At 72.6% G+C, this 24,798-nt stretch carries 25 protein-coding genes; 8 read left to right on the top strand and 17 right to left on the bottom strand.

The window, feature by feature from the left end; translation table 11 throughout:
- Positions 1-10 precede the first annotated feature (10 nt).
- Both ACYF6T_RS00710 and ACYF6T_RS00705 read right to left on the bottom strand, forming a co-directional pair.
- Positions 11-733, bottom strand: coding sequence for a 2OG-Fe(II) oxygenase (locus ACYF6T_RS00710; protein WP_461692496.1), 723 nt, complete (start codon positions 731-733; stop codon positions 11-13).
- 15 nt (positions 734-748) lie between these two features.
- Positions 749-1,240 carry a methylated-DNA--[protein]-cysteine S-methyltransferase gene (locus ACYF6T_RS00705; RefSeq protein WP_461692495.1) on the bottom strand — a complete coding sequence of 164 codons (492 nt, stop codon included), beginning with the start codon at positions 1,238-1,240 and terminating at the stop codon, positions 749-751.
- Between the two features lie 146 nt (positions 1,241-1,386).
- Between ACYF6T_RS00705 and ACYF6T_RS00700 the strand changes: the two genes are divergently transcribed.
- The 3 genes from ACYF6T_RS00700 (at position 1,387) to ACYF6T_RS00690 (ending at position 4,115) form a co-directional block, all read left to right on the top strand.
- Positions 1,387-1,632 carry a hypothetical protein gene (locus ACYF6T_RS00700; protein ID WP_461692494.1) on the top strand — a complete coding sequence of 82 codons (246 nt, stop codon included), beginning with the start codon at positions 1,387-1,389 and terminating at the stop codon, positions 1,630-1,632.
- 3 nt (positions 1,633-1,635) lie between these two features.
- Entirely contained in the window at positions 1,636-2,013 is a 378-nt protein-coding gene (locus ACYF6T_RS00695; protein WP_461692493.1) for a toxin Doc, read from the top strand.
- Positions 2,014-2,507: 494 nt separating this feature from the next.
- On the top strand, positions 2,508-4,115 hold the full coding sequence (locus ACYF6T_RS00690; RefSeq protein WP_461692492.1) for an RICIN domain-containing protein: 1,608 nt from the start codon (positions 2,508-2,510) through the stop codon (positions 4,113-4,115).
- 191 nt (positions 4,116-4,306) lie between these two features.
- On the opposite strand, the gene ACYF6T_RS00685 is transcribed toward ACYF6T_RS00690, so the two are convergent.
- The 3 genes from ACYF6T_RS00685 to ACYF6T_RS00675 all read right to left on the bottom strand — a co-directional run bounded on the left by ACYF6T_RS00685 (position 4,307) and on the right by ACYF6T_RS00675 (position 7,867).
- Positions 4,307-5,476, bottom strand: a complete 1,170-nt coding sequence (locus tag ACYF6T_RS00685) for a lactate 2-monooxygenase (protein ID WP_461692490.1) — start codon at positions 5,474-5,476, stop codon at positions 4,307-4,309.
- Positions 5,477-5,564: 88 nt separating this feature from the next.
- Positions 5,565-7,148: a purine-cytosine permease family protein gene (locus ACYF6T_RS00680; RefSeq protein WP_461692488.1), complete on the bottom strand. Its 1,584-nt coding sequence runs from the start codon at positions 7,146-7,148 to the stop codon at positions 5,565-5,567.
- Positions 7,149-7,303: 155 nt separating this feature from the next.
- On the bottom strand, positions 7,304-7,867 hold the full coding sequence (locus ACYF6T_RS00675) for a hypothetical protein (protein WP_461692486.1): 564 nt from the start codon (positions 7,865-7,867) through the stop codon (positions 7,304-7,306).
- Between the two features lie 325 nt (positions 7,868-8,192).
- On the opposite strand from ACYF6T_RS00675, the gene ACYF6T_RS00670 reads away from it, so the two are divergent.
- Complete coding sequence (locus ACYF6T_RS00670; RefSeq protein WP_461692484.1) at positions 8,193-8,624, top strand: protease inhibitor; 432 nt, start codon at positions 8,193-8,195, stop codon at positions 8,622-8,624.
- A gap of 171 nt (positions 8,625-8,795) precedes the next feature.
- On the opposite strand, the gene ACYF6T_RS00665 is transcribed toward ACYF6T_RS00670, so the two are convergent.
- From ACYF6T_RS00665 to ACYF6T_RS00650, 4 genes are all read right to left on the bottom strand, one after another.
- Positions 8,796-9,164 (bottom strand): STAS domain-containing protein, encoded by a 369-nt coding sequence (locus ACYF6T_RS00665; protein WP_461692483.1) that lies wholly within the window; start codon positions 9,162-9,164, stop codon positions 8,796-8,798.
- A gap of 150 nt (positions 9,165-9,314) precedes the next feature.
- On the bottom strand, positions 9,315-9,512 hold the full coding sequence (locus ACYF6T_RS00660) for a CDGSH iron-sulfur domain-containing protein (RefSeq protein WP_461692482.1): 198 nt from the start codon (positions 9,510-9,512) through the stop codon (positions 9,315-9,317).
- Complete coding sequence (locus ACYF6T_RS00655; protein WP_461692481.1) at positions 9,493-10,146, bottom strand: HemK2/MTQ2 family protein methyltransferase; 654 nt, start codon at positions 10,144-10,146, stop codon at positions 9,493-9,495. Before ACYF6T_RS00655 ends, ACYF6T_RS00660 begins: the two co-directional genes overlap by 20 nt.
- A gap of 21 nt (positions 10,147-10,167) precedes the next feature.
- A complete protein-coding gene (locus ACYF6T_RS00650) occupies positions 10,168-11,181 on the bottom strand; it encodes an iron-containing redox enzyme family protein (RefSeq protein WP_461692480.1) in 1,014 nt (337 codons plus the stop codon).
- Between the two features lie 74 nt (positions 11,182-11,255).
- Here ACYF6T_RS00650 and ACYF6T_RS00645 point away from each other — a divergent pair, with 74 nt between their 5' ends.
- Complete coding sequence (locus ACYF6T_RS00645) at positions 11,256-11,864, top strand: flavodoxin family protein (RefSeq protein ID WP_461692479.1); 609 nt, start codon at positions 11,256-11,258, stop codon at positions 11,862-11,864.
- Between the two features lie 3 nt (positions 11,865-11,867).
- Here ACYF6T_RS00645 and ACYF6T_RS00640 read toward each other — a convergent pair whose 3' ends face one another.
- The 3 genes from ACYF6T_RS00640 to ACYF6T_RS00630 all read right to left on the bottom strand — a co-directional run bounded on the left by ACYF6T_RS00640 (position 11,868) and on the right by ACYF6T_RS00630 (position 15,074).
- A complete protein-coding gene (locus ACYF6T_RS00640; protein ID WP_461692478.1) occupies positions 11,868-12,047 on the bottom strand; it encodes a hypothetical protein in 180 nt (59 codons plus the stop codon).
- A gap of 372 nt (positions 12,048-12,419) precedes the next feature.
- A complete protein-coding gene (locus ACYF6T_RS00635; protein ID WP_461692477.1) occupies positions 12,420-13,427 on the bottom strand; it encodes a Ppx/GppA family phosphatase in 1,008 nt (335 codons plus the stop codon).
- A 141-nt stretch (positions 13,428-13,568) separates the two neighbouring features.
- Entirely contained in the window at positions 13,569-15,074 is a 1,506-nt protein-coding gene (locus tag ACYF6T_RS00630) for an MFS transporter (protein ID WP_461692475.1), read from the bottom strand.
- Positions 15,075-15,245: 171 nt separating this feature from the next.
- On the opposite strand from ACYF6T_RS00630, the gene ACYF6T_RS00625 reads away from it, so the two are divergent.
- Together ACYF6T_RS00625 and ACYF6T_RS00620 are read left to right on the top strand one after the other, a co-directional pair.
- On the top strand, positions 15,246-15,590 hold the full coding sequence (locus ACYF6T_RS00625) for an ArsR/SmtB family transcription factor (protein WP_461692474.1): 345 nt from the start codon (positions 15,246-15,248) through the stop codon (positions 15,588-15,590).
- Between the two features lie 5 nt (positions 15,591-15,595).
- Entirely contained in the window at positions 15,596-16,123 is a 528-nt protein-coding gene (locus tag ACYF6T_RS00620; protein WP_461692473.1) for an SRPBCC family protein, read from the top strand.
- A 3-nt stretch (positions 16,124-16,126) separates the two neighbouring features.
- Here the strand turns inward: ACYF6T_RS00620 and ACYF6T_RS00615 are convergent, their stop codons facing one another.
- The 5 genes from ACYF6T_RS00615 to ACYF6T_RS00595 form a co-directional block, all read right to left on the bottom strand.
- Positions 16,127-18,943, bottom strand: a complete 2,817-nt coding sequence (locus ACYF6T_RS00615; protein WP_461692472.1) for an NHLP bacteriocin export ABC transporter permease/ATPase subunit — start codon at positions 18,941-18,943, stop codon at positions 16,127-16,129.
- Between the two features lies 1 nt (position 18,944).
- Positions 18,945-21,167, bottom strand: a complete 2,223-nt coding sequence (locus ACYF6T_RS00610) for an NHLP family bacteriocin export ABC transporter peptidase/permease/ATPase subunit (RefSeq protein WP_461692471.1) — start codon at positions 21,165-21,167, stop codon at positions 18,945-18,947.
- A complete protein-coding gene (locus tag ACYF6T_RS00605; protein ID WP_461692470.1) occupies positions 21,164-21,970 on the bottom strand; it encodes an HlyD family efflux transporter periplasmic adaptor subunit in 807 nt (268 codons plus the stop codon). The genes ACYF6T_RS00610 and ACYF6T_RS00605 overlap by 4 nt, the downstream gene beginning before the upstream one ends.
- Before the next feature lie 154 nt (positions 21,971-22,124).
- Complete coding sequence (locus tag ACYF6T_RS00600) at positions 22,125-22,340, bottom strand: type A2 lantipeptide (RefSeq protein WP_461692469.1); 216 nt, start codon at positions 22,338-22,340, stop codon at positions 22,125-22,127.
- Between the two features lie 455 nt (positions 22,341-22,795).
- A complete protein-coding gene (locus tag ACYF6T_RS00595; RefSeq protein WP_461692468.1) occupies positions 22,796-23,209 on the bottom strand; it encodes a PaaI family thioesterase in 414 nt (137 codons plus the stop codon).
- A 186-nt stretch (positions 23,210-23,395) separates the two neighbouring features.
- Between ACYF6T_RS00595 and ACYF6T_RS00590 the strand changes: the two genes are divergently transcribed.
- Positions 23,396-24,778 carry a S1 family peptidase gene (locus ACYF6T_RS00590; protein WP_461692466.1) on the top strand — a complete coding sequence of 461 codons (1,383 nt, stop codon included), beginning with the start codon at positions 23,396-23,398 and terminating at the stop codon, positions 24,776-24,778.
- Positions 24,779-24,798 lie beyond the last annotated feature (20 nt).

Below are 24,798 nucleotides of genomic sequence, written 5' to 3'. Positions count from 1 at the left end.
CCGGAGGCGCTCAGGACGCGTCGTGGAAGACGATGCCCAGGGCGCGCCGGCGGCCGGAGCGCACGGTGCTCACGCCGTGCCGCATCGCCCCGGCCGACCAGCCGCGCCGGGTGCGCACCGGCCGGTCCCGGGTGGTGAAGACCAGGCCGTGACCCTGCGGCAGTGCCGTCGCCGTGCCCCGGGACTGGGCCCTGGGCCGCTGCTCGACCATCAGGAACTCGCCGCCGGTGTAGTCGGTGCCGTAGGCGTCGAGGCCGACGACCACCTGCAACGGGAAGACCAACTCGCCGAAGACGTCCCGGTGCAGGGCGTTCCAGTCGCCCTGCGTGTAGTGCAGCAGGATCTGCGCCGAGCGGTCCTGTCCGGCCGCGTGGCATCGCTCGATCCACTCGGGCAGGGAGTCCGGCCACGGCGCCGGACGGCCCAGCCGGGCCGCCCAGTCCCGGGCGATCGGCAGCAGCCTCGGGTACAGGGCGGCGCGCAGGGCGGCCACCGGGGCCGGCAGGTCGTGGGTGAAGTAGCGGTAGGCGCCGGAGCCGAACCGGTGGCGCGCCATGTCGACCGTGGTCCGGAACCGCTCCGGCTCGTCGTACAGGGCGGCCAGGTCGCGGCACTCGGCCGGCGTGAGCAGCGGCCCGGTCGGCGCGCTGCCGCAGGCGTCCAGCTCGGCGGCGAGCGCGGCCCAGTCGGTCGTGGCGGCCCGGCGGAGGACCTGCGCGGCCGTGGGGGTCATGACGGCTCCGTTCCCTCACACCAGCGTCGGCTGCAGCGCGCCTTCGTGCGTCAGCAGCCACACCTTGCGGTCGACTCCGCCCGCGTAGCCGCGCATCGAGCCGTCGGCGCCGATCACCCGGTGACAGGGGCGGATGAGCAGCAGCGGGTTGGCGCCGACGGCGGCGCCCACGGCCCGGATCTCCGCGCGCGGCACGCCGAGCCGTGCGGCGAGTTCGCCGTACGTCGTCGTGGTGCCGTACGGGATCTCCTCCAGCGCCCGCCACACGCGCTGCTGGAACTCCGTCCCGGCGGGGGCGAGGGGCAGGTCGAAGCGGGTGCGGCGGCCGGCGAAGTACGCGTTCAGCCGCCGTGCGGCCTCCGCGAACGCCGCGTCGTCGCGCCGCCAGTGCGGGCGTACGGCCGGCGCGTTGCGCTGCCCGGGCACGGACAGCGACACCAGCCCGTTCTCCCCGCCCACCACGAGCAGTTCGCCCAGGGGGCTGTCGATCGTCGTGTACGTCGTCATGTCTTGAGTCTGCTGGACCGCGCGGCCGGGAACCGGCGGGAATCGGACCTGGTCCTCGGCTTTGACCAACCCTCTTAGGTACCATGGAAAACCCACGTTGACCAGGGGATATTTACGCTTCAGTACCCCGGCGGTACCGTGAAGGCATGCCAGCCCTGAATGTGGAGTTCAGCGACCGCGAGCTTGAGGACCTCCGGCAGATCGCCAAGGAACGCGGTACGTCGATGAAGGCGCTCGTCCGGGAGGCCGCCGCGGCCGACATAGCCCGGCACCGCGCGTTGCAGGAGGGCGCCGAGGCCTTCCGCCGGTTCTTCGCCTCGCACGCCGACGAGTTCGCCGCCGCCTTCCCGGACGACGAACCACCCGCGAACGGCGAGGGGCGGGTCGCCTGACCCATGGCACCCGTCCTGCACATCGACGTGCCCTGGCTGCTGCAGCGGCACGAAGAGGTCCTGCCCGACCAGCCCACCATCAACGACTTCTCCGCGCTGGTCGCCGCCGTCGCCCGGCACCGCGTCGACCCGCCCCGCCTCGGCGTCGACTCCGACCCGGCCTGGCGGGCCGCCGCCCTGCTGCACACCCTCGCGCTGCTCAGGCCCCTGCCGTCCGCCAACGCCCGGTTCGCCTGCGCGACGGCGGTGGCGTACATGTTCGTCAGCGGGGTCGGCATCGACCCGCCCTACGGCGCTCTCGTCGACCTCGTGCGGGATCTGATCGACGGCAAGACCGACGTCTACGGTGCCGCGGACCGGCTGCGCTCCTGGCAGATCTGAAGGCGCCCGAGCGGTGCTCGCGCCCCGCCCTCGGGGCCGCCGGCCGAGGGCGGGAGGATCAAGGCCGGCGGCCCGGTGGGCGCAGGAGAGCCGCCGTCCTGCGCTGGGCCTCCGAGAAGGGCCGCATCCAGTGCACTACGGGGTGGTGCGCGCCGGGAGCGTGCGCGTCACGCCGGCGCGTGCGCCTGTTTCACACGGGGCGCATGGAATGCCGAAAGGCGATGCGGGGGAAGCGAGTTGCCGGAGGAATCCGACTACGTTTCACAGTGACGGATGTTGCCCGAGTGCCTTGTTGGTCATTGGTGTGTTGTGCAAGGGTGAGGCGTCCGTGCGGGGGGAATGGCCGGGTCCCGTTCGCCCTGTGGGGAACAGGCAAACGGGTGCACGAATTCACGCCCCTCGTGCCCGTCGCCCGGAAGGTATGCACCAACAGGGGGCCTTTTCGGCGGCGACAACGCCTGTGTGTCCCGAGCGCCTGGGAAGGAATCCGCTCAGTGCCCACCCCCCACCCACCCCGCCCCCCTTACCCGCCGCCCGGCGGTGTTCCCAGCGAATCCGACGAGAACCTCGCCGCCCGGCTCCGCGGCCGCGGTGACGGCGAGAACGCCCATTGCGTGGCGCTGCTCATGGCACGCCACTGGCGGCCGGCCCGGGAGTACGCGGAGATCTGCCTCGCCTCCCCGGACGGGCCCGTCGACATGGTGACCACCGCCGCCTTCCACCAGGTCCTGGACCGGCTGGCGCTCGGCGAGTCCGCCGCCGCGCTGCGCCCCCGGCTGCTGCTGGCCGTGCGGGAGACGGTGCGTGCCTGGTCGGCCCAGGACGAGATATCCGACGTTCTGCCGCACCTGCAGAAACCCACCGGCGGCCGCGGCATGCGGGCGGCGAAGTCCATGACGCCGGAAAACCGCAAGCTCGCCGAGCGGTCATTCCAGTCGCTTCCGGGACTCGCCCGGTGCCTGCTGTGGCACACCGAGGTGGAGGCCGAGTCGTTAACCGTTCCCGCGGGACTGCTCGGCATGGACGCCGAGACCGCGTCGGCCGCCCTCGAACAGGCGCGTGAAAAATTCCGTGAGGGTTGTGTACATGCTCACCGGGAACTCGCGCCGAGCAAGGATTGCCGCTTCTACAACCGTCTGCTGGACGTTCCCATTCGCCGCGGCGGCGCACTGCTGCCGGACGTCCAGCAGCATCTCGCGGAGTGCCGCCACTGCCGATTCGCCGCCGAACAACTGAGCCATTTCGAGGGCGGACTGGGCGTGCTCCTCGCGGAGGCGGTGCTCGGCTGGGGCGCCCGCCGCTACCACGACTCGCGTCCCGGCCGCGCGCGGGAGCAGCCGGCCCCGAGCCGCTCCGGCGCCCGGCACGGCGCTGCCCGCCACCGCGTCCTGCCGCGCATCCCGCTCGCCGGCCGCCGTGTCCCGGGAACGCCGGTGTCCTCGCGCGCGCTGCTGACCGGGGTGGGCGTGGCGTCGGCCGGACTGATCGCGGTGATGTTCGCGGCCGGTCTGTGGTCGCACGACGACGGCGTCGACCCGGCCGCCTCCACCAGCGCCGGTGTCGGCGCCACCCCGGGCCCCGGCGCCCGGTCCTCCTCCGGCGGCGGACTGCCCGCCGTGCCCGGGCAGTCCCGGCTGCGCAACGTCGCCGCCGACCTGTGCCTCGACATCAAGGGCAGGCCCAGGGCCGGCGCCGGCACCGAACTGGCGGCGTGCTCCTCGGCGCCGACGCAGCAGTGGTCGTACACCGGGGACGGACTGCTGCGCAGCGCGGCCGAGCCCGGGCTGTGCCTCGACTCGCACGTGGACGCCGGCGTCGTCGTCCTCGGCACGTGTGCCGCGCAGCAGGGCCGGCGGGGCGACGACGTGCGCTACGACCTCACCGTGCAGGGCGAGTTGCTGCCCCGCTGGGACGAGCAGCTCGCCCTCGCCGCGACCACCGGGGACCCGGGCGCCGACATCGTCGTCAAGGTCCGCGACCACTCCGACGACCAGCGCTGGACGACCGACCCGACGTCGTCGGCCAGCCCAGGGTCGCTGTCGATCACCGGCACGAGGAGCCCGGCGGCGCGGCCCGCCGAACTGCCGGGGCGGACGGCGTAGTTGCCGGGGCCGGGACTCCAGCTCGGTCAGCGTGCGCTGCAGTCGGGGCAGCGGCCGGGCTGCCCCGGCGAGCGCGGCGGGCGCCGGCGGCTCCGGCGGCGCCGAGGCGCGGAACACGGCCGAGCAGACCCGCACTCACGCTCGCCCTCGACACGCGGCGATGACGGCGAGGGCCTTCTTCGCGGTGGTGGTCACGCGGGGGCCTCGATCAGGTCGGCGGGGCCGATCGTGGCGGGGGTGGCGTGGCCGGACAGGGCGAGGGTGAGGTCGAACTCGGCGAGCAGGCAGCGGATCACGTGCTCGACGCCCGCCTGCCCGTCCAGGCCCAGCCCGTAGACGTACGGCCGCCCGAGGAGGACCGCCCGCGCGCCCAGCGCGAGCGCCTTGAACACGTCGTCGCCGGTGCGCACCCCGCTGTCGAACAGCACGGTCAGCCGCTCGCCCACCGCTTCGGCGACCCGGGGCAGCGCGTCCGCCGCCGCGACGGCCCCGGCGACCTGGCGGCCGCCGTGGTTGGAGACGATGACGCCGTCCATCCCGGCGTCGGCGGCGAGCCGGGCGTCGTCCGGGTGCAGGATGCCCTTCAGAACGATCGGGCCGTCCCAGTTCTCGCGCAGGAACGCCAGGTCCGGCCAGGTCTTGGCGGGGTCGGCGAACATGCCGACGAAGTGCAGCACGGCCGCGTTCGGGTCCTCCGCGACCGGCTTGGCCAGACCCGCCTGGAAGGCCGGGTCGGTGAAGTAGTTGGCGGTCCCCACGCCGTGCAGGAACGGCAGGTACGCCTGGTCGAGGTCGCGGGGACGCCAGGACAGCAGCGGGGTGTCGAGGGTGACGACCAGCGCCGTGAACCCCGCCGCCTTCGCCCGGTTCAGGAAGCTGCGCGCCACCTCCACGTCCTTGGGCCAGTACAGCTGGAACCAGCGCTCGGCATCCCCCATCGCCTCGGCGACCTGTTCCATGGGCGTGCTGGAGGCCGAGGACAGGACGAACGGCAGGCCCTGCGCGGCGGCGGCCCGGGCGGCGGCGGACTCGGCGTCCGGATGCATGATCGACAGCACCCCGACCGGCGCCAGGGCCAGCGGCGCGGGCAGGGCGCGGCCCAGCACCTCGACCGCCAGGTCCCGCTCGTGGACGTCCCGCAGCATGCGCGGCACGATCCGGCGCCGCCCCAGGGCGGCCCGGTTGGCCCGCGCCGTGCTGCCGTCACCGGCGCTGCCGGCCACGTACCCGACGGGGCCGGGGCCGAGCCGGCGCTCGGCCATCTCCTCCAGCCGGGTCAGATCGGTGGGCAGCCGCGGAACGGTGCCGTTCATCCCGTTCAGATAGATCTCGTACTGGAAGTCCGCCCAGTGCCTGGCCATCCCGAGGTCCCGCCTCTCCTCGTCGAGAACGCGCTGCACCGACGATACTGGTGAGTAGGCGCAGCTCCGTCCACGGGGGCCCGCTTGATCAACTGCCGTCCGCGGCCGGAACGCGGGCACGGTCCGGGGCGGCCCCGGTGATCGGCGGCACCGGCACCTCGACGGTACGGGCCAGGCGCGCGCCCAGCGGGCCGTACGCCGCCCGGGGTTCCGGGAACAGCCGCAGCAGCGCCAGGTAGAGCACCGCGGCGACGGCGAGCGACAGGGGCAGGCTGATGTCGACGCCGCCCGCCAGGTCGCCCAGCGGGCCCACGAACTGGCCGGGGATGTTCGTGAAGAGCACCCCGGTCAGGGCGGCCACCCACCAGGCGGTCATGCCCCGCCAGTTCCAGCCGTGCGCGAACCAGTAACGGCCGCCGCGCTGACGGCGGTTGAAGACCTGCAGGGCGTCCGGGTCGTACCAGCCGCGCCGGGTGAGGAAGCCGAGCATCATCACCACCATCCACGGCGTGGTGCAGGTGATGATCACCGTGGCGAAGGTGGAGATGGACTGGACGAGGTCGAGGGCGAACCGGCCGACGAAGATGAACGCGATCGACACCACGCCGACCAGCACCGTCGCCTGCACCCGCGACAGCCGCGGGAAGACCGAGGAGAAGTCGAGGCCCGTCCCGTACAGCGAGGTCGTGCCGGTCGACATGCCGCCGATCAGCGCGAGCAGACACACCGGCAGGAAGTACCAGGCCGGTGCGACGGCCAGCAGCCCGCCCACGAAGTCGGGCGCGGCCGGGTCGACGTACTTCGGTGCCTTGGTGGCGATGATGCTGGCGGTCGCCAGGCCGAAGACGAACGGCAGCAGCGTGGCGAGCTGCGAGAGGAAGGCCGCGCCGATCACCCGCCGGCGCGGGGTGCCGGCCGGGATGTAGCGCGACCAGTCGCCGAGGAACGCCCCGAAGGAGACCGGGTTCGACAGCACGATCAGGGCCGCGCCGATGAACGACGGCCAGAACAGCGACCTGGTCGCCGCGTCCGCGGAGGTGGTGAAGACACCGGCGTAGGACGGGTCGAAGTCGCCGGCGAAGGCGATCGCGCCGAGCAGGAAGAGCACCGTCGCCGAGGCCACGGCGACCTTGTTGACGAACAGCATGAACCGGAAGCCGTACACGCACACCGCGAGCACCAGCGCCGCGAACAGCGCGTAGGCGACGGCGTACGACAGCGTGCCGCGCGGCAGGCCGAAGAGCCGGTGCGCGCCGCCCACCAGGGCGTCGCCGGAGCTCCACACCGACAGGGAGAAGAACGCGACGGCGGTCAGCAGGGACAGGAAGGAGCCGACCACGCGGCCGTGCACGCCCAGGTGCGCGGAGGAGGAGACGGCGTTGTTGGTGCCGTTGACCGGCCCGAACACGGCCATCGGGCACAGGATCAGCGCGCCCACGACGACGCCGAGCACGGTGGCCGCCAGGCCCTGCCAGAAGGAGAGGCCGAACAGGATCGGGAAGGCGCCGAGGACACAGGTGGAGAAGGTGTTGGCGCCGCCGAAGGCGAGGCGGAACAGGTCGAGCGGGGTCGCGGTGCGGTCCGCGTCGGGAATCCGCTCCACGCCGTGGGTCTCGACCTCGGTCAGGGCGGGCGGCGGCGCGGCGGGGGAGTCGGCGGGCTGCGGGGACAAGGGGGCTCCAGCGGGGAATCGGCGGTGGAGCGCGTCGTGGCGCGGCGGGGGAGGGCGGCCCCGGCGCGCCGCGGGGTGTGCGGCGTGCGCGAGCGCCGTCCTGGCGGGGTCTGCCGACGGTACGGCGGCGCCCGGGACCCCGGCCAGAGGACGTTTCATCCATCTTCCGCGTCTTCGGTGGAGGAATCGGCCACCTCCTCGGCGTCCGGGCCCTGCGCCCGTACCCGCTGGACGTGCTCCAGGGACTCCCGCAGCTCGGTGAGCCAGTCGTCGGTGTGGCGCTGGACCAGCCGTACGCACCAGGCGAGGGCGTCGCTGCGGCTGCGGGCGACGCCGCCGGCGATCAGGGTGTCGAGGACCTGGCGCTCCGGCTGGCGCAGGCGGGTCATGACCGGCGCGGCGACGTGGGTGTACAGGGCACGCCGGCCGCCGCACTCGACACCCCAGGAGACCTTGCGGCCGAAGCGGTGCTCCGCCTCGCGGGCCACCTCCACGCGGGCCGCGCGGGTGCGCTCCCGGAACTCCTGGATGCGGCCCCTTACGGCGGCGTCCCGCTCGGCATCCGAGACGTCGTCGGCGAGGCGCGGTTCGGCGATGCGGCCGATCACGGTGATCTCCTCGCGGTCGACCGTGATCTCGGCCAGTTCCTCGAAGAGGTCGTCGGGCAGGCGGCCGGCGAACCAGCCGCGCAGCTTCTCTCGCTGCTCTGTCGTAATCATGTAATGACCATTACTCGGCCAGATCGTGAACGCAAGGGGTCGTCAGGGGGTCCGCTGTCGGCTCAACCGGAATGTTTCAGGCCGATTACTCAGGCGGGTGAAATCGGCCAAGTGGCTGCTTCAGGCGATCAAGAGCCGCCCGGTTGAGCTGGTTACACGTTCGAATTCCGTGACTTCGCGCCACTGATTCAACACGCAAGGTTACTGAAACGCATGGGGTCGAGGTGAGTTTCCGCAGCGGACTCGGCAGACTCGCGCTCGCCGGTCCGGCTCCACCGAGCCCGCATCCGGCACCACCCTCGTTTCCAGCGGAAGGATGCACACCATGCGGAACCCCGCGCGCTGGGCGGCGACCCTCGCCCTCACGGCCACCGCCGTCTGCGGCCCCCTCACCGGCTCCGCCCTCGCCGAACCGGCCGCCGCTCCCGCCTCGCTCTACGCCCCGTCCGCCCTGGTGCTCACCGTCGGCCACGGCGAGAGCGCCGCCACCACGACCCCGCAGCGGGCGGTCACCCTCAGCTGCGCCCCGACGCCCTCCGGCACCCACCCGGCGGCCGCCCTGGCCTGCGCCGAACTGCGCGCCGCGGGCGGCCTGGAGGGCCTGGCACCCAGAGACGACGTGCCGTGCACGAAGCAGTACGACCCCGTGGTGGTGACCGCGGACGGCGTGTGGCAGGGCAAGCGCGTCGCCTATGAGCGCACCTTCGGCAACGAGTGCGTGAAGAACTCCTACGGGAGTGCCCTCTTCGCGTTCTGAGACCGGGATCCCGAGGACCCGCGCACCTGAAGCGGCTCGCAGTTGGGGAGTGCGTGCGCTTGCCGCGGGGGCTCGGAGGTCTCGCACCGGGGGGCGGTCGGGCGGAGTGGGGCCACCCGGCCGACCCCCGGTATCGCTGTCGGCGGCACTGCCGGTGCCCCTCTCCCGGTGTCACTCCCCGGGAACGGCGGACAGCGGCGGAAAGCGCCCCAGCAGGCCGGTGCCGCGCAGCAGCCGGCCCACGGGCCACTCCCCGCAGACGACGCGCAGCCGGCCGCCCCGCTCCCGGGCCCGCGTCTCGGCCCGGCACAGCACGCGCAGGCCGGAACAGTCGAAGAAGTCCACGCCCCGCAGGTCGACCAGGACGTCCGGCCGCGGTGCCGCCGTCGCCGCGTTCAGCTGGTCGGCGAGGAGTCCCGCGGTGGCCAGATCGATCTCGCCGACGGCCTCGACCACGGTGAACGGGCCGCTCACGCGGGTGCGGGCATGGGCGTTCACCGTGGGCGGTTCGCCCGCCCGGTCGTCCGCATCCGGCGTCATGGCCGCTCCACCCAGGCGGGGACCCGTTCGGTCACGGTAGTTACCCCGGTGGATCGCCCACCATCCCTGCGGCGGCGTCCGCAAGATCTGGTTCACTCGACCTGGTGAATTAGGTGCGTTTCGCTTGACTTCCTTCGCGGGCACGACAGTTCACGACCGCTGCCGATGACTGGTGTCGCACCACGGGAAGCGGCGGCTGCGCCGGCAGGTGCACAGGGCGACGCGGAAGCGGTCGGAGGAGACGACGCTGCCGTCCTCCAGTTCCACCTCGACCGGGCCCTCGACGAGCAGCGGTCCGCGGCGCTGGATGGTGATCCTGCGCGGGCTGTCAGAGGGGGAGTTCGGCACGGACGACCACCAGCTCTTCCTTGTCGTCGGCGGGGGAGAGCAGGCCGCGCTCGCGCAGCCAGCCCTCCCGGGAACGCAGCACCGGCCCCAGCGCGATCCGCTGCCGGCGCGTCACGCTCGCCTTCAGGCCCTCCGCCCGCAGGCGCGCGAGCGTGGTGTCGGGGCCGCTGAGTGCCGAGTGGACCAGCAGCAGCACGCCACCGGGCCGCAGTTGGGCCGGTGCCTCGCGGCAGATGCGGTCCAGCACGAGCCGGCCGTCCCGCCCCGCGTCCCAGGCCCGGGCGGGCCCGCGCGGAGCGGTCTCGCCGGTCGGCGCGGGCACGTAGGGGGGATTGGAGAGGATGAGGTCGAACGACCGGTCGCGCACCGGTGCGAAGAGGTTGCCGCGCCGGACCTGTATCGAGTGGCCGGCCAGCCACGCGTTCACACGCGCGGTGCACACGGCCCGCCACGACAGGTCCACCGCGGTCACCCGCGTGCCCAGTCGGGCCGCCTGGAGGGCCAGGGCACCGCTGCCGGTCCCTACGTCCAGTACCTCCGCGCTCGGCGGAAGCGGTTCTTCGAGCAGGGCGTCGGCCAGCAGGGCCGTGTCTTCACGGGGGGCGTAGACGCCGGGCAGCAGGAGAGGATTCACGTCGCCCAAGTACCCGCATATTCAGGTCATAAAGGAGGTTTCGGAAAACTCGTGTGAACGCAGGGACGACCGGCCCGCGCGCCAGTCGTCCAGCAGACGTTCCGCGAACCGGTCCTCGACGTGTCCGGTGGCGTCGATGCCGAACGCGATGTCGGACGCCAGGTGCGGCTCGTCGGCGAGCAGCCCGCCGATGACGTCGTGCCGCACGATCTGTTCGTGCACGGCGTCGGCCTCGACGTGCTCGTCGTAGAAGTGCTCGGCCGCCGGTCCGGCGCCGGTCCGGCGCATGGCCTCCGCCAGCCGCCGCGAGCCCGGCGAGGAGGTGATCTCCACCGCCGCGAAGTGGCCCACGAGGGCGCCCCGCAGAGACCGGTGCAGCCCGAACAGGGACATGAGGTTCACGATGGCCAGCGCCTCGGCCGAACCCGCCTCCAGGTAGTGGCCGTACGTCGTGTCCAGGCCCAGATCCGTCATCAGGTCGGCGAACAGGCGGGCGTGCACCCGGTCGGCACGGCCGCCGCCGAACTCGTCGAACTCCACCGCGGCCATCGCCGCCTTGGCCCTGCCGGACAGCCGCGGCAGCACCCACGCGTGCGGGTCGGCCTCCTTGAGGTGGTACAGGGAGCGGTGGGCGGCGTACTCGCGCAGTTGCCACAACTCGCCCTTGTCGCGCAGGAAGTGGCTGACTCCCGTGCCCTCGACAGGCTCGACCAGCAGCTCCGCCAGGGCCTCGTCCAGACTCTCGTGGACGGGGACGTCGGCGCGCAGGGCGGACAGGTAGCGGTGTTCCAGGGCCGCGCGCGTGCGCAGCAGTTCGGGGTCCCACTCGAGCTCCGGCGAGACACCCGCGAAGCCGCGGTAGTGCAGTTCGTAGCAGAGATAGAGGGCGAGCTGCAGGTCGTCACCGTAGGCCGGTGCGCCCGCCACCTCCTCGGGGCGCGGCAGCGGTCCTCGGCCCATCAGGTACCGGGCCACGCCGGCGGAGACCGGTCCGCGGTCCGAGGGCAGCCGGGGTCCTTGTTCGTCGTGCGTCATACGCGCCGGGTACCCGGACCGGCCCCGGCCACCCGTCCGCGTGGAGCCGGCCGCACGGGGTACCCCGGAGCGGCATGAAGGCACTCGTGATCAACTGCACGCTCAAGAGCTCACCGGCCCCCTCCAACACCGAGGCCCTGGCCGGCGTCGTCGTCGAGCAGCTGCGCAAGGACGGCGTGGACGTCGACACCGTACGGGCCGTCGACCTGGACATCGCCCCCGGCGTGACCAGCGAGGCGGTACGGGAGGGCGACGCCTGGCCGGCGGTGCACGACAAGCTGCTCGGCTCGCAGATCCTCGTCATCGCCTCGCCGACCTGGCTGGGCCGGCCGTCCTCCGTCGCCCAGCGCGTGCTGGAGCGCATGGACGCGATGCTCTCCGAGACCGACGACGACGGCAGGCCCGTCGCCTACAACCGGGTCGCGGGCGTGGTCGTCACCGGCAACGAGGACGGCGCGCACCATGTGATCAGCGAGATCCAGGGCGCGCTCGCCGACATCGGCTACACGATCCCGGGCCAGGCGTGGACCTACTGGCACCTGGGTCCCGGTCCGGGACCGGACTACCTCGACGACGAGCGCGGCCACGACTGGGCGCGCAGTACGGGCCGGGCCATGGCCGCCAACCTGTACGGGGTGGCGCGGGCGCTGGCCGAGCGGCCCCTGGGCGCGCCTCCCGGGTAGGGCTCAGTCGCCTTCGGACTCCTCCTGCGCGCGAGCGTTGGGGGTGATGGCGTCGGCCGCCTCGCCCTCGTGCTCACGCCCACGGCGCTCGTCGTCGGCGGGGTCGGTGCGCTTCTCCGCGTCCTCGATCTCGCGCAGGACCTCCGCGAGGGCCGTCTCGGGCGGTTTCCTGTGGTCGGTCACGGGTTGCCTCCTTCGATGGTGGGGTGCCGGCGGTGCGACGCCGGCGGTCGGCTGCCGCTGGCCGGACACGGACGGGCCGGTGTCCATGGCCGGGTGCCGAGGGACGGGTTCCGGTCATAGGGCGCCGCTGTTCGGGTGCCGAGGGCCGGGTGTGCCGGTTATAGGCCGCCGGTGGTCGGGTGTCGGTGGTCGGATGCCGAGGGCCGGGTGCCGAGGGCCGGATGCCGAGGGCCGGATGCCGAGGGCCGGATGCCGAGGGCCGGGTGTGTCGGTCATCGGGTGTCGGTGGTCGGGTGTCAGTGGTCGGGTGCCTGTCGTCGGGTGTCGGTCATCAAGCGCCGGTGGTCCGGTGTCGGGCGACCGGCGCGGGTGTCAGGTGCGGGTCGACGCGATGTGCAGCGGTACCGGCTCCGGGGGAGCGGGCGACTCGCCGAGCCGGGTGACCTCCGCCCACCAGGACGCCCCGTCCTCGATGTGGCGCAGCAGGACGCCCTCGCGGATGGCCCAGGGGCAGATGGTGACCGTCCTGATCCCGGTCAGCTTCATCGCCGTGTGCCCCACCACCGCGCCGGCCAGGCTCTGCACCGCGCGCGGGGCCGAGATGCCGGGGAGCCGGGCGCGGTCGGCCGCGGGCAGCTCCGCCAGCCGGTGCATCGCCACCCGCAGGTCCGTGCGGTGCAGCCGGCGCTCCACGAAGGGGCCGTGCCGCCCGGGCGGGGCACCGCACAACCGGCCCAGCTGCTGGAACGTGCGGGAGGTGACCACCGCCGTGCGGGGTCCCTCCCAGCGGATCCGCGCGGCCACGTCACGCAGCTGGTGGCGGACCTTGCGTCTGAGGGCGCGTACCTGCTCCGGCGTCGGCGGGTCCTGGCCGGCGAAGTACTCCCTGGTCAGCCGTCCCGCGCCGAGCGGCAGCGAGGCGACGAAGTCCGGCAGCCGGCCGCGGCCGAAGGCCACCTCCAGCGAACCGCCCCCGATGTCCATGAGCGCCAGCGGCCCCGAGCGCCAGCCCATCCAGCGGCGCGCGGCGAGGAAGGTCAGCTCGGCCTCCACCTCGCCCGGCAGGGTGCACAGCCCGACGCCGGTGCGGGTGCGCACGGTGCGCAGCACCTCCTCCCGGTTGGGGGCGGCGCGCACCACGGCGGTCGCGAAGGCGAGGGGGCCGCTCGCACCCCACTTGGCCGCGGTCCGGCTCGCCTCGGCGACCGCCACGACCAGCCGCTCCACGGCCTCCGGCGGGATCTCGCCGCTGGGCTCGACCTGCTCCGACAGCCGCAGCCGCCACTTGGCGGTGTGGACCGGCAACGGCACTCCGTCCTCCGCGTCGGCCACCACCAGCCGGACCGTGTTCGACCCCACATCCACCACGCTGATTCGCATGGGCCCGTGGGTACCCACTTACCGCCGTTCCCACGCAGGTCGTTCGCGGCGCGGCCGGCGCGGAGCGCGGGCACAGGGGAGGGGCCGCCGTCTCCCTGCGGACGGCGGCCCCTCGGACCAGGGCGGCTCGGCTCATGGTCGTCACATGTGGACGACCTGGACGGTGTCGGTGGTCTGCTGCGGCACCCCGCGCCGGAAGAGCAGGCCGGCGATCACGGCACCGGCGGCGAACATGCCCGCCGACCACCAGAACGCGGTGGTGTAGCTCTCGATCGTCGCCTGGGCCTGAACCAGCTTGCTGGTGGCGTCCCTCCCGGCCAGGTAGTCGGTCGCGGCGGACGCGGCGAGCGTGTTCAGCAGCGCGGTGCCGATCGAACCGCCCACCTGCTGCATGGCGTTGACGGTCGCGGAGGCCACGCCCGCGTCCTCGGCCGTCACCCCGCCGGTCGCCAGCTGCATGGTCACCGGCATGACCAGGCCGAGGCCCGCGCCGGTCACGATCAGCTGGGGCAGCACCGCGCTGACGTAGCTCGAACCGACCCCGATCCCGGTGAGCCAGGCCATGCCGGCCGCGGCGACGGCGAAGCCCAACGGGACGAGCGCCTTGGGGCCGATGCGCGGCAGCAGGACCGTGGTGCCCAGCTGGGCCGCCACCATCAGGGCGCCCACCATCGGCAGGAACGCCACACCCGTCTTGGTCGGGCTGAAGCCGAGGTTGAGCTGCAGGTAGTAGGTGAGGAAGAGGAACACGCCGAACATGCCGCCGGCGGAGATCAGCACCGCGAGGAAGGAGGCCGCGCGGTCGCGGTCGAGCAGGATGCGCAGCGGCAGCAGCGGGTGTGCGGCCCGGGTCTGCCACCAGGCGAAGGCCGCCAGCAGCAGTCCGCCGGCGATCAGGAAGCCCCAGGTCAGCGGCGAACCCCAGTCGTGCGTCTCGGCGTTGGAGAAGCCGTAGACGAGGGAGAACAGGCCGGCGGCGACCAGCACCGTGCCCGGCACGTCGAGTTTGCCGTTCGCGGCGTCGCGGTGGTTGGCCAGCAGCATCCAGCCGCCGGCGAAGGCGACCACGGCGATGACGACGTTCACGTACAGCGTCCAGCGCCAGTCGAAGGCGTCGGTCAGCACGCCGCCGAGCAGCAGGCCCACCGCGCCGCCGGCGCCGGCGATGGCGCCGTACACGCTGAAGGCGCGGGCGCGTTCGCGGACGTCGGTGAAGGTGGTGTTCAGCAGCGAGAGCGCGGCCGGTGCGAGCAGCGCGCCGAAGGCACCCTGCAGGGCGCGGGCGGTGACCAGCATGCCGAAGCCGTTGGCGGCGCCGCCCAGGGCGGAGACGGCGGCGAAGCCGGCGACGCCGACGAGGAAGGCCGTCTTGCGGCCGAAGAGGTCGGCTATCCGGCCGCCGAGCAGCAGCAGCGAGGCGAACGCCAGCGCGTACGCGGTGACGATCCACTGCCGGTTGCCGTCGGAGAAGCCGAGGTCCTGCTGGGCGGAGGGCAGCGCGATGTTCACGATGGTCGCGTCGAGCACCACCATCAGCTGCGCGAGGGCGATGACCGCCAGGATCCACCACCGCTTCGGCGACGCGGCGGGTTCGGTGCCGCCGGACGCGCCGACGGAGGCGTCCTCGGCGAGGGTCTTCTGGGACATGGAGAACCACTCCAGGGAAGTCGTTCGAGCTGGACGACGAGTCCGTAAACGAAACGGTTTCGTACAGCAGCAGCCTAGACGCCGCTCAGCGAAACGGCAACGTTTCGCTAGATGTGGCGTCCCTCTCTTATTCCTTGGCGGGAATATAACCAGCGAGGCATATTGGTCCCCATGTCCGACGCCGCCCTCTGGACCGCGCTCGCCGATCCCCACCGGCGGGCCATCATCGGGCTGCTCCTGGAGCGGCCGCGGTCCGTCGGCGAGATCGTGGAGGCGTGCGGCCTGAGCCAGCCCGGCACCTCCAAGCACCTGAAGGTGCTCAGGGAGGCGGGCCTCGTACGGGTCCGGCAGGACGCCCAGCGCCGTGTCTACGCCCTCGACCCCGCCCCCATCGCCGAGCTGGACGCCTGGCTCGCGCCCTACCGCGCACTGTGGAACCGCAGCCTGGACGCCCTGGGCCGGCGCCTGGACGAGACGGCGCCGGACGCGCCCGAGGAACCCGCCCCGAAGGACTGATCCCCATGGCCGCTGACCTCACCGGCACCTATCTGACCCTGGACGACGGCCGCCCGGCCGTCCGCTTCAGCCGCGTCTACGACCACCCCATCGAGCGTGTCTGGCAGTTCGTCACCGACGCCGGGGAACTGGCCCACTGGTTCCCCTCCCGCGCCGAGATCGACCCGCGCCCCGGCGGCACCATCACCTTCGGCGGCGACCCGAACATGCCCGAGTCCACGGGCCGGGTCCTCGCCCTGGACGAGCCGCGCCACCTGTCCTTCGAGTGGGGCGGCGACGAACTCCGCTTCGACCTGGAGGCCCTGGACGCCGGGCGCACCCGCTTCACCCTGACCAACGTCCTGCGGTCCGCCGACACCGCCGCCCGCAACGGCGCCGGCTGGGAGGTGTGCCTGGCCGCCCTCGACGCCTGGACCCGCGGCGAGCGGCTGCCCGGCCCGCGGGCCGGGGCGAGCGCCGGCTGGAAGGAGTTCTACGCCGGCTACATCGAGGCCGGCGTGCCCTCCGGGGCCCCCGTCCCCGGCCTGGACTGACCGCTACGCCAGCTGCCGCCGCACCAGCTCGTGCAGCCGCCCGCCGGTGTCCGCGAGCAACTGCGCGGGCGGCCCCTGCTGGGCGACCTTGCCGTCCTCCATCACGATCACCCGGTCGGCGTCCAGCACCGTCGACAGGCGGTGCGCGATGACGATGCGGGTGGCGTTGAGGGCCTTGGTCGACTCGATCACCGTGCGCTGCGTCTCGTTGTCGAGGGCGCTGGTCGCCTCGTCGAAGAAGAGGATCCTCGGCCGGCGGATCAACGCCTGCGCGATCATGAGGCGCTGGCGCTGGCCGCCGGAGACGGACCCGCTGCCGGAGACGATCGTGTGCAGGCCCATCGGCATCCGCTTGATGTCCTCGGCCAGACCCGCCATCTCGGCCGCCGCCATCGCCTCCTCGGGTGTGTAGGGCTCGGTGCCGCAGATGACGTCGAGGATGGAGCCGGTGAACGGCTGTGCGTGCTGGAGCACCACACCGCACTGACGGCGTACGGCGGACTGGTCGAGGGCGGCCAGGTCCTGGCCGTCGTACAGCACGCTGCCCGAGACCGGCCGGTCGAAGCCGATCAGCAGCCGCAGCAGCGTCGACTTGCCGCAGCCGCTCGGGCCGACGATCGCCACGAACTCGCCCGGGCGCACCTCGAACGACACGTCGTCCAGGACCAGCGGGCCGTCGTCGGAGTACCGGAACGACAGCCGGCGGGCCTCGACGGCACCCGACAGCGGGCCCGGCCGGGTGCTGGCCGTGCGCACCTCCGGGGTCGCCTCCAGCACCGGCTTGATCTCCTCGAACAGCGGCAGCGCGGCCACCATCGACACGAACGCCCCGGTCAGCTGGGTGACCGAGGTGAGCAGCATCGTCACGGAGGTGTTGAAGGTGAGGAACGCCGCCGCGGACATCGCCCCGCGCGCCGGGCCCGCCAGCAGCATGAACATCAGCAGGGTGCACACGGGCAGGTAGACGGCGCCCATCACCGTGGTGAGGTTCTTGATCCGGCCGACCTTCTGCTGGAGCTCGCGACTGCGCGCGAACTGCGCGGCCCAGGCGGCGTACGCGTAGTTCTCGGCGGCCGCCACCCGCAGTTTCGGCAGTCCGCGCAGGGTCTGGAACGCCTGGTTGTTGAGCTTGTTGGTGAGCACGACCAGCCGCCGCTGCCAGCGCACCTGCCACAGACCGAGGCCGAGGAACGCGCCGGCGATGACGACCAGCATGCCGATGGCGGCCAGCGCCATCGAGGGGCTGTACCAGAACAGCAGGCCGAGGTTCATCGCGCCGACGGTGACCGACTGGGCGACGACCGGGCCGATGCCCGCCATCATGCGGCGGATCGCGCTGATGCCCATGGCCGCGCTCGCCAGCTCACCGGTCGAGCGCTCGCTGAAGAACTTCGTCGGCAGCCTCAGCAGGCGGTCCCACACGGCCGGTTGGAGGGTGGCCTCGATACGGCCCTCCAGGCGCAGGATGGTGAGGTTCTCCAGCAGCATGAAGGCCGCGGCCACCACGCTGGTGAGCATCACCGCCAGGCACACCTGCGCGATCAGGCCCGTCTGCGCCTTCGGCACGAACTCGCCGAGCACCTTGCCGGTGGCGATCGGCACCAGCGCGCCGATCGCCACCGTCACCAGACCGCTGACCAGGAGGTTGGTCAGGTCGGCGCGGGTGCCGCGCATGCTGAACCGCAGCAGGCGCAGCGGGCTGAGCGTCCGCTCCGGCAGCGGCCGGTAGAACATCACCGCGCGCGGCTCGAACTCCTCGGCGTTGGCCTTCTCGATCGGCGTCTCGCGACCGGTCGCCGGATGCACCGCCACATAGCCGCCGCGCCGCCACAGCAACGCGACCGGCGCCCCGGACAGCGCCCGGTGTCCCACCAGCGGCCCGACGTTGTCGCGCCACCAGGTCCCGTCCAGGCGTACGGCCCTGGTGCGCACCCGCGAGGCGATCGCGACCCGCTCCACCGGGTCCAGGCGGTCGCTCTCGGCGCCGCCCTGCGCGGGGTCCGCCAGCGTGATCCCGGCCGCGTCGGCGACCAGCTTGCAGGCCGCGTAGCTCGCGTCCGCGTCGGCCGCCGTCGCGCGCTGGGCGGAGCCCTTGCCGATGGACGCCAGCAGCGTCCGGTCGGCCTGGGCGCGCACCGCCTCACCGGCCCTGATGCCGGCGGCGGTGCGGGTCTCGTGGGTGCGCTCCAACTGCTCGATCCAGCGGTCCAGCGTGGTCAGCAGCCGGTACTGCTGGTCGACCATGGACTGCCACACCGCCGGGTCCATCAGCAGGTCGGCCGCGGCCTCGGCGCCGTAGAGCGAGCCGTACTGGACGCTGCCGGGCGGCACCTGCATCCAGAACACGTCGTCATCGGTGACCTCCGCGGCCCGCTCACTCGCCATCGGTGCCTGGAAGAGGATGGACAGGCTGCGGCCCACGCCCAGCGCGAGGGCGTACTCCAGCGGGCTCGTCGTGGGCGGCACGTACTGCGGGTTGCCGTACTCGTCGTAGGACCAGGTCTGCGTGGTCGCCGGCTGGTGCAGCTCGCGCAGCCCGATGCGGTGCACCACGCAGTCGCGCAACGGCCGGGCGACGAGGGTGTGTTGCGGTCCCGCGACGGGACCGAGCAGCAGCGAGCCCGCCTCCAGCCGGCCGAGGTGGTGCCAGTGGCCCTGCGCCGCGGCGTCCACCGCGAACAGGTCGAGGCTGCCGGCCGCGACCAGCCACAGCACCTGCGGGCCCTCCAGGTCCAGCCGGCTGTGGCCGGAGCAGTCGATCGGCGTGCCCAGGGCGCCGAGCGCGCCGAGGACGAGGTCGCCTTCTTGGGGGGTCGTCATCTCACCGTTCCCTGACCAGCGCCGCGTACGCGCCGCCGCGCGCGACGAGCTCCTCGTGCCGCCCGCGTTCCACGATCGTCCCGTGCTCGAGGACGACGATCTCGTCGCTGTCGCGCACGGTGCTGAGCCGGTGTGCGATCACCACGCAGGCGCAGCCGCGCCGGCGCAGGTTGTCCATCACGACCAGCTCGGTCTCCGCGTCCAGCGCGCTGGTCACCTCGTCCAGCACCAGGATGCTGGGCCGGCGCACCAACGCCCGCGCGATCTCCAGGCGTTGGCGCTGCCCGCCGGAGAAGTTGCGGCCGTCCTGCTCGACCCGGCTGTGGATGCCGCCGGGCCGGCGCATCACGACGTCGTACAGGGCCGCGTCCCGCAGCGCCTCCACCACCGCGTCGTCCGGGATCGACGGGTCCCACAGCGCCACGTTGTCGCGCACCGACCCCTCGAACAGGAACACCTCCTGGTCGACGAAGGAGACGGAGGCCGCGAGCGCGCCGCGCGGGATGTCGTCCAGGCGCTGCCCGTCGATGCGGATCACGCCCTCCCAGGGGGCGTACAGGCCCGAGATGAGCCGGGACACGGTGGACTTGCCGCTGCCCGAGCCGCCGACGAGGGCGACCTGCTGACCGGGGCCCACCGTGAGGTCGAAGCCCGTGAGCAGCGGCTTGTCGAGCGGGTTGTAGCCGAAGGTGATGTTCTGCAGTTCGACGTGGCCGTGCAGGCGGCGCGTGGAGTCGCCGGCGCCGGGGCGGCCGTAGAGCGGGTCGGCCTGGAAGTTCTCCACGTCCTTCAGACGGGCCACGTCGGCGGCGAAGTCCTGGATGCGGCCCGCGACGCCGTTGAGGCGGGTGATCGGCGCGGTGAAACGGGTGACCAGCGACTGGAAGGCGACCAGCAGGCCCACCGAGATGCCGCCCTCGACCGCGCGCATACCGCCGATCCACAGGATCACCGCGCTGTTGAGCGAGGCCAACGTGGGCGCGACCACGCCCAGCCAGGCGCTGGGCACGCCCAGGCGCTGCTGCTCCTCCAGCGTGGTGGCGTGCTGCCCGGCCCACTTGCGGAAGTAGCCGTCCTCGCCGCCGGTCGCCTTCATCGTCTCGATCAACTGCAGGCCCGTGTAGGCGGTGTTGGTCAGCCGGGCGCTGTCCGCGCGCAGCTTCGCCGTCCGCGTCGCGCGCAGTTTCACCACCACGCGCATCGCGACGACGTTCAGCAGCGCCACCCCGATGCCGACGTACGTCAGCTGCGGGTCGTAGGTGTAGAGCAGCACCGCGTACAGCACCACGACCACCGCGTCCACGCCGGCCGCCGCCAGGTCGCGGGCCAGGGTCTCGGCCACCTGGTCGTTGGACTGCAGGCGCTGCACCAGGTCGGCCGGGCTGCGCTGGGCGAAGAACGTCACCGGCAGCCTGAGCAGATGGCGCAGGAAGCGGGCGCTGGAGAGGGTGGAGGAGATGATGCGGCCGTGCAGCAGGTTCGCCTGCTGCAACCAGGTCAGCACCACGGTGAACAGCACGCACGCGCCCATCGACGTGAACAGCACGCCCAGCAGCGACGTCTGCCCGCCGATCAGGAACATGTCGATGTAGGTGCGGCTGAGCGCCGGCACCGCCGCGCCCACCACGACCAGCAGCAGGCTCGCCAGCACCGCGGCCGGCATCGTGCCCGCCGTGCCGCGCAGCCGGGCCGGCATCGCACCGAGGACGCCGGGCTTGCGGCCGCCCCTGGTGAAGCCCTCGCCGGGCTCCATGACCAGCACGACGCCGGTGAAGCTGCCGTCGAAGTCCTCCATGGGCACGAACCGGCGGCCCTTGCCGGGGTCGTTGATGTACACCCCGCGCCGGCCGAAGCGGCGGCCCATGCCGTCGTAGACGACGTAGTGGTTGAACTCCCAGAACAGGATGGCCGGCGTCCTCACCTCGGCGAGGGCGGCCGTGTCCATCTGCATGCCCTTGGCCGTCAGGCCGTAACTGCGTGCCGCCTTCAGCAGGTTGCTGGCGCGGGAGCCGTCGCGCGAGACACCGCAGGCGATGCGCAGCTCCTCCAGCGGCACGTGCCTGCCGTAGTGGCCGAGCACCATCGCCAGGGAGGCGGCGCCGCACTCCACGGCCTCCATCTGCAGGACGGTGGGGGTGCGGACGGTCTTCCCCCTGCCCTTGGGGACGGGGCGCTTGGGCGGCGCGGAGCGGCGCCGGCTGCGGGTCTCCTGTGCGGTGCTCACGGCAGCAGCCAATCGACGGGACGCTGGTCGGCCAGCCGGATGGAACCCGAGGCCAGGGTCATGGAGGTGAGGTCGAACGGCGGCCCGTCCTTGGACGACCACCGGTAACCGCTCTTCGTGGCGGCCGACTTGTCCAGCCTCACCAGGACGGCCACCGGCCGGCCCTTCTTGGTGAACTGCTCGCCCAGCTGGCTGTCCCCGAGGAAGGCGGCGATCTGCTGGGCCGACTGCGCGGAGCGGTCCACCGACTTCACATGGCCGCGCAGCACGCCGTACTGCTCGGTGGGGACCGAGGAGACGGTCAGGTCGACGGCCGCGTCGGCGGGGATGGAGGCCGCGTTCTCCGCGGGCACGTACACGGTGGCGTACAGCGGGTCGGAGGCGTGGGCGACCTTCTCCATGGCGGCCACGTTGGCGCCGGTGGAGATGATCTGGCCGATCGTCGCGGCCAGCGCGGTGACACGGCCCGCGGCGACCGTGCGCACGACGGTGTCGCCCTGGCTGGTGCGGACCTTCAGGACGGGGGAGCCGGCCGGCAGCCGCTCGCCCTCCTTCGCCACGACCGCGGTGACCTGGCCCGCGACGGGGCTCTGCAGGATGTAACTGCCCTCCGCGTGCGTGAGGATGGCGGGCGCGCTGACCGTGGAGGCCACCGAGCCGGTCACCGCCCACACCGAGGCCGCCGCCATGGCGATGAGCGACACGGACAGCACGAGCCAGCCCTGGGGACGGGCGAAGCGCACCGGAAGGTCGAGCTCTTCGGGCGACTGGAGCTTGGCGAGGGCCTGTTGGCGGAACTGCACGGACGTTTCCCTCACCTGAGAACAAGACTCACGGGAAAACGAGTCTCACCTGAAAACGACTGAGGACCGGCTCGGGCGAGCCGGCTGGTTCAAGGCAGCGGGAAACCCCGGAGCCGGCAGACGGCTCCGGGACCCGACGATCACAAAGGTGCGATCAGAGACCGGCGACCAGGTTGGTGACCGGGGCGGTGTTCAGGCCGGTGACACCCTCGACGGTGCCGACGACCGTGTCGACCAGGCCGGAAACCGGGGCGACGCCGTCCACCAGGTTGGTGACGGTGCCGAGGGCGTTCACGGAGAGGCCGCCGGAGACGTTGTCGAGCTCGGCGTCGGAGATCTCGACGGTCTCAACCTGGGGGGTGGAGTTCATGATGGAACTTCCCTTCATATGGATATTTCACAAGGGGGGAGCGGCCCCCTCTGGGGACAGAGCGACGGCCGCGACCGCGGGCGCCGGACGCCCGTTTCCGGAAAGCCCCTGGCGGCTCCCGCGGTGCGATGGATCAAAGCACGCTGCGGGCGCACGCTTCCAATCAACCACCTGCCTCACCAGGCAACTTGAGTCCCGGACGGCTCGTTTGGTGCAGGTGTGCGCACGGCTCGCTGGCGAGTTCTTCACAAGCGTCACGGCATCGGCTCCTCCCCGTGCTTGCCGGTCGCTCGGCGAATCCGACACTCCCGCCTCAATGGCGTGAGCGCGTGCGCGGGCATGTGCAGAACCTCCGCGCACGGTGACTCCGTTGGGCATTCCGTGTGCAGATTCTCTGGAGCCGTGATTCAGGTCCGTGTTCACAACGGACCGTCACCGACCGGACGCGGACCGTGTCAGCCCAGAAGTGCGTAGACCGTGCTCGCGCGTGCCGCGAGTTCACCCGAGGTCTTGGCGGTCATGGTGATGTCGGCGAACGCCATGCGGCGGCCCAGCTTGGTGAGCACCGCCTCGATCAGGACATCCGAACCGGTCACCGCGCGCTGGAACGACGTCGACTGCTGCACCGTCGTCATCGGTCCGTAGGACCCGCGGGCCGCCGACACCGCGATCACCGTGGCCGTGTCCGCGGCGGCCATCAACGCCTGCCCCGACAGCCCGCCGCCCTCCCTGGACAACCGCGGTGACCAGGGCAGCCGCAAGGTCGCCCGGTCGGCTCCCACCGCCTCGACGCGCAGTCCCAGGTCGAGCACCCAGGGGGCGAAGTTGTCGGCGAGGATCTTGTCGGCTTCGGCGGTGCTCATCGTCATATGGCGGATTGTTCCCGGCGCCGCTGCCCCCGACGCCGGTCATGGCCGATTCGGCGCTGCGGCGCGGGAGTTCGCAAACGGAATTGAACGCCCCACCCGACCCCTGCGTACCTACAGCCATCCAGGCGCCCCGAACAGCTGCCGACCGGCGGCACGAGACTCCGGTCCCTCAGGAGGTCGAGAAGTTTGAGTCACAAGCGAATTCCGAAGCGCAAGGCCGCGATCGCGGCAGGCGGCGTCGTGGCGCTCGGCGCGGCCGCCATCCTGCTCCCCAACGCCAACGCGTCCCAGGACGGTGCTTCGAACAACGCCGCGCCCAAGACCCTGAAGGCGACGGACGCCTCGGACCTCGCCTCGCAGCTGCAGGACCAGCTCGGCGACGCCTTCGCCGGTTCCTACTACGACTCCGGCAGCCGGCAGCTCGTCGTCAACGTCATATCCGGCGACAACAACGTGGTCGTGCAGGCGAAGAAGGCGGGTGCGAAGGTCCGCGAGGTCGCCAACAGCCTCGCCGCGCTGAAGGCCGGCGCGCAGACCCTGAAGGCCGACGCCAGCATCCCGGGCACCGCCTGGGCGATGGACCCCAAGACCAACAAGCTGCTGGTGACCGCGGACAGCACGGTCACCGGGTCCCAGTGGGACCGGCTGGAGTCGACGGTCCAGAAGCTCGGTTCGGGCATGGCGACGTTGAAGAAGTCCTCCGGCACCTTCAAGACGCTGGTCTCCGGCGGCGACGCCATCTTCGCCCAGGCGGAGGGCGGCACCGTCCGCTGCTCCCTCGGCTTCAACGTCACCGCCAGTGACGGCAGTCCGGCCTTCCTGACGGCGGGTCACTGCGGTGTCGCCGCCCAGCAGTGGTCCGACTCCCAGGACGGCCAGCCCATCGCCACCGTCGACCAGGCCACCTTCCCTGGCGACGGCGACTTCTCCCTGGTCAAGTACGACGACCCCACCACGCAGGCGCCCAGCGAGGTCAACGTCGGCGGCGGCCAGACGGTCCAGATCACCCAGGCCGCCGAGGCCACCGTCGGCGAGCAGGTCTTCCGCATGGGCAGCACGACCGGCCTGCACGACGGCACGGTCACCGGTCTCGACGCCACCGTCAACTTCCAGAGCGAGACCGACCCGGGCGGCGTCGACACCGTCACCGGCCTCATCCAGACCGACGTCTGCGCGGAGGCCGGGGACAGCGGCGGCTCGCTGTTCACGCAGGACGGCAGCGCGATCGGCATGACCTCCGGGGGCAGCGGCGACTGCACCAACGGCGGCGAGACCTTCTTCCAGCCGGTGACCACGGCCCTGCAGGCCACGGGCGCCACGCTGGGCGACGGCGGTGCCGGGGCGGGCGCGGGCGACCAGGCCGGTACGGCCGACCCGTCGGCGACCGCGAGCGACGGCACCGGCGACCAGGCGGGCGGCGACGGCGTCGGCGGCGCGGCCGACCCGTCCGCGACGGCGAGCGACGCCGCCGGCGACCAGTCGGGAGCCCAGGACCAGTCCGGCGCGGGCACCGGTGACGAGTCCGGTACCGGCGCGGACGACGGCTCGTCCCTCACCCGGACCCACTGATCGCCCTCCACCCGGACCCA

The sequence above is a fragment of the Streptomyces sp. 7R007 genome (genome assembly GCF_054850255.1).
The sequence above is the reverse complement of the archived record's forward strand: the minus strand, read 5'-3'. Positions and strand labels throughout refer to the sequence as shown.

Excerpts from the sequence above, each read along its gene's own strand:
- ACYF6T_RS00710 (WP_461692496.1), bottom strand. The coding sequence starts at position 733 with ATGACCCCCACGGCCGCGCAGGTCCTCCGCCGGGCCGCCACGACCGAC.
- ACYF6T_RS00705 (WP_461692495.1), bottom strand. The coding sequence starts at position 1,240 with ATGACGACGTACACGACGATCGACAGCCCCCTGGGCGAACTGCTCGTG.
- ACYF6T_RS00700 (WP_461692494.1), top strand. The coding sequence starts at position 1,387 with ATGCCAGCCCTGAATGTGGAGTTCAGCGACCGCGAGCTTGAGGACCTC.
- ACYF6T_RS00695 (WP_461692493.1), top strand. The coding sequence starts at position 1,636 with ATGGCACCCGTCCTGCACATCGACGTGCCCTGGCTGCTGCAGCGGCAC.
- ACYF6T_RS00685 (WP_461692490.1), bottom strand. The coding sequence starts at position 5,476 with ATGGCCAGGCACTGGGCGGACTTCCAGTACGAGATCTATCTGAACGGG.
- ACYF6T_RS00675 (WP_461692486.1), bottom strand. The coding sequence starts at position 7,867 with ATGATTACGACAGAGCAGCGAGAGAAGCTGCGCGGCTGGTTCGCCGGC.
- ACYF6T_RS00670 (WP_461692484.1), top strand. The coding sequence starts at position 8,193 with ATGCGGAACCCCGCGCGCTGGGCGGCGACCCTCGCCCTCACGGCCACC.
- ACYF6T_RS00665 (WP_461692483.1), bottom strand. The coding sequence starts at position 9,164 with ATGACGCCGGATGCGGACGACCGGGCGGGCGAACCGCCCACGGTGAAC.
- ACYF6T_RS00650 (WP_461692480.1), bottom strand. The coding sequence starts at position 11,181 with ATGACGCACGACGAACAAGGACCCCGGCTGCCCTCGGACCGCGGACCG.
- ACYF6T_RS00645 (WP_461692479.1), top strand. The coding sequence starts at position 11,256 with ATGAAGGCACTCGTGATCAACTGCACGCTCAAGAGCTCACCGGCCCCC.
- ACYF6T_RS00635 (WP_461692477.1), bottom strand. The coding sequence starts at position 13,427 with ATGCGAATCAGCGTGGTGGATGTGGGGTCGAACACGGTCCGGCTGGTG.
- ACYF6T_RS00630 (WP_461692475.1), bottom strand. The coding sequence starts at position 15,074 with ATGTCCCAGAAGACCCTCGCCGAGGACGCCTCCGTCGGCGCGTCCGGC.
- ACYF6T_RS00625 (WP_461692474.1), top strand. The coding sequence starts at position 15,246 with ATGTCCGACGCCGCCCTCTGGACCGCGCTCGCCGATCCCCACCGGCGG.
- ACYF6T_RS00620 (WP_461692473.1), top strand. The coding sequence starts at position 15,596 with ATGGCCGCTGACCTCACCGGCACCTATCTGACCCTGGACGACGGCCGC.
- ACYF6T_RS00615 (WP_461692472.1), bottom strand. The coding sequence starts at position 18,943 with ATGACGACCCCCCAAGAAGGCGACCTCGTCCTCGGCGCGCTCGGCGCC.
- ACYF6T_RS00600 (WP_461692469.1), bottom strand. The coding sequence starts at position 22,340 with ATGAACTCCACCCCCCAGGTTGAGACCGTCGAGATCTCCGACGCCGAG.
- ACYF6T_RS00595 (WP_461692468.1), bottom strand. The coding sequence starts at position 23,209 with ATGACGATGAGCACCGCCGAAGCCGACAAGATCCTCGCCGACAACTTC.